The sequence below is a fragment of the Piscinibacter sp. genome, from assembly GCF_050175855.1.
GTDB lineage: Bacteria > Pseudomonadota > Gammaproteobacteria > Burkholderiales > Burkholderiaceae_C > Piscinibacter.
On the sequence record NZ_JBFXIO010000516.1, the window covers coordinates 1 to 2,968 of the forward strand.

Sequence of the window (2,968 nt, forward strand, 5' to 3'; positions counted from 1 at the left end):
TGACCAGCGAGAGGCCGATCACCCTCGGAGGCTGCCTGCGCGGCAGAGGCCCGACTCAGTCGCCGGCGGCGACACCCTCGCGGCGCGGATCGGCCGCGCCGAACCAGCAGCTGCCGCGGCGCTGGATGCCCTGCGCGCCGCTGGTCATCGGCGCGATGCCGAGCACGTGGCCGCGCTCGCGAAGCACGCGCACCAGCGTCTCACTGGTGCGGCTCTGCTCCAGTTCGGTCGGGCCGTTGCGCGAGCCGAAGTTGGGCAGCGCGATGGCCTGTTGCAGGTCGAGCTGCCAGTCGAGGACGCCGACCAGCGACTTGGTGACGTAGGCGATGATGGCCGAACCGCCTGGCGAGCCCAGCGCCATCTCGAAGCGGCCGCTGTCGCGCTCGAACACCAGCAGCGGTGCCATCGACGAGCGCGGCCGCTTGCCGGCCTGCACGCGGTTGGCCACCGGCATGCCATCGACCTCCGGCACGAACGAGAAGTCGGTGAGCTGATTGTTGAGAAGGAAGCCGCGCACCATGAGCTGCGCGCCGAAGCCGTTCTCGATCGTGCTGGTCATCGACAGCGCGTTGCCGAAGCCGTCGACGATGGCCACCTGCGTGGTCGACGGCCGTTCGGGACTGCGGTCGTCGGCCAGCGCCATCGTCGCGCCGCGCGGCTGGCCGGGCGCGGCGCGGCCCATGCTCTTCTCGCCGATCAGCAACGCGCGCCGGCGCAGGTAGTCGGCGTCGAGCAGCGCGGCGGTGTCCACCGTCACGAAGTCCGGGTCGGCCACGTAGCGGTTGCGGTCGGCAAAGGCCAGGCGCTGCGCCTCGGTGATCAGGTGCACGGCCTCGGGTGCGGCCTCCAGACCCCAGGGTGCGGCGACCGGCGGCAGCCTGGCGAGGTCGCGGCCGGCCAGCAGGCCCAGCACCTGCGCGATGGCCAGCGTGCCCGACGACGGCGGCGGCATGCCGCAGATGCGCCGCTGGCGGTGCTCGAAGCACAGCGGTGCGCGCTCCACGGCGCGATAGCCGGCCAGGTCGGCCTCGGCGAGCACACCGGGGTTGCGCGCATGGCCGCGCACCTTCGCGACGATGTCGCGGGCGATCTCGCCGCGGTAGAAGGCGTCGGCGCCGCCGCGTGCGATGCGCCGCAGCGTGTCGGCCAGCGCGGGGTTGCGCAGCGTGGCGCCCTCGCGCAACGGCCGGCCGTCGGCGTCGAAGAACACCTTCCTCGCCTCGGCATCCTCGCGCAGTGGCTCGGCGCTGCCCTCGGCGAGCAGGCGCGTCAGCCGCGCGCCCACCGGCACGCCGCGCTCGGCGGCGGCGATGGCCGGCTCGAACAGGCGCGCCCAGGGCAGCCGTCCGTGCTGGCGATGCGCCAGCTCCAGCGCGCGCAGCACACCCGGCGTGCCGACCGAGCGGCCGCCGACCAGCGCGTCGCGAAAGCCCATCGGCCGGCCATCGTGCAGGAACAGGCCCGGCGCCGCCTCGGCCGGCGCCGTCTCGCGGCCGTCGAAGGCCTGCACACGCTCGCCGTCATGGTGGATCAGGAACAGGCCTCCGCCGATGCCCGAGCTCTGCGGCTCGACGAGCGTGAGCATCATCTGCGCGGCGATCGCCGCATCGACCGCGCTGCCGCCCTCGCGCAGCATCTCCAGTCCGGCCTCCGCGGCCAGCGGATGGGCGGCCGCCACCAAGTGGCGCGAGGCCGTCCAGCCCGGCTTGTGGGTGTACCCGCTGGCGGCCTCGGGCGCAGCCGGCGGCGGCGAGGCGCAACCTGCCAGGCTCGCGGCCAGCGTCAGCCCGAAGGCCGCGATGACCGCGCGCCGCGCAATCACTCGGCCGCCTTGCCCGCCGAGGGATCGGCGCTGACGTGGTGCATCACCCGCTGCGGGAACGGGATCTCGATGCCGTGGCGGTCGAACAGGTCGAGCACCGCGAGATTGACGTCGGAGCGCACGTTGCCCTGGCCGTTCTCCGGGTCGGCGATCCAGAAGTTGATGGTCAGGTTCATGCCGTCGGCGGCGAATTCGGCGAGCTGGCATGACGGCGCCGGATCCTTCAGCACCCGCGGCACGGCCGATACGGCCTCGACCACACGCGGCTGAAGCGCGCGCACGTCGGTGCCGTAGGCCACCTGCACGGTGGTGGACAGCAGCACCTTCATGTCGGCCAGCGAGAGGTTCTCCACCCGCTGGGTGATCAGCATCTCGTTGGGCACGATCGCCTCACGGCCCGACAGCGCGCGGATCACCGTGTAGCGCGTGCGGATGTCGACCACCCGGCCGTCGAAGTTGTCCACGCGCACCATGTCGCCGATGCGCAGCGAGCGCTCGGCCAGGATCACGAAGCCGCTGACGTAGTTGGCGGCGATCTTCTGCAGGCCGAAGCCCAGGCCCACGCCGAGCGCGCCGCCGAGCACCGACAGCGCGGTCAGGTCGATGCCGACCGCGGACATCGCCACCAGCAGGCCGACGAACAGCAGCAGCGCACGCACCAGGTTGGCGGCGATCTTGCGGATGGACAGATCGTCGCCGCTGCCCTTGAGCAGCTGCTTCTCAATCGCCGCCGAGATCCACAGCGCCACCACCAGCACCAGGCCTGCCGTCAGCGTGCCCTCCACCGCATTGCGCAGCGAGATCTGCGTGCCGCCAACCGTCCAGCGGATCTCGTCCATCGCCTCGAGCAGCAGCGGCAGCACGCCGGTGATCCACAGCACCACCGCCAGCCAGGCGATCCACGACACCGTGCGCTCGATCACCCGCACCGCATGCGCGGTCGGGAAGGTGACGTGCAGCACGCGCACCGCCAGCCGGATCACCGCGAGCGACAGCAGGATGGGGATGGCCAGCTTGAACACCGCGATCGGCAGCGTGCCGACCAGCAGCAGCCGCGCACCGAAGGCCAGCCCCAGCGCCAGCACCGGGAACAGCACGCCGTCGACGATGCGATCACCGAACCAGATCGAGCCGGCAGCGGCCGCA

Annotated in this window: 2 protein-coding genes; both read right to left on the minus strand. The window is 72.3% G+C overall.

Annotation, left to right across the window (positions count from 1 at the left end; translation table 11 throughout):
* Nucleotides 1–55: 55 nt before the first annotated feature.
* Nucleotides 56–1,822 (minus strand): gamma-glutamyltransferase, encoded by a 1,767-nt coding sequence (gene ggt / locus AB7U92_RS24895; RefSeq protein WP_428583188.1) that lies wholly within the window; start codon nucleotides 1,820–1,822, stop codon nucleotides 56–58.
* Nucleotides 1,819–2,968, minus strand: a 1,150-nt coding sequence (locus AB7U92_RS24900) for a mechanosensitive ion channel family protein (RefSeq protein ID WP_428583190.1), incomplete at its 5' end; no start/stop codon positions are given. The genes ggt and AB7U92_RS24900, both read right to left, overlap by 4 nt.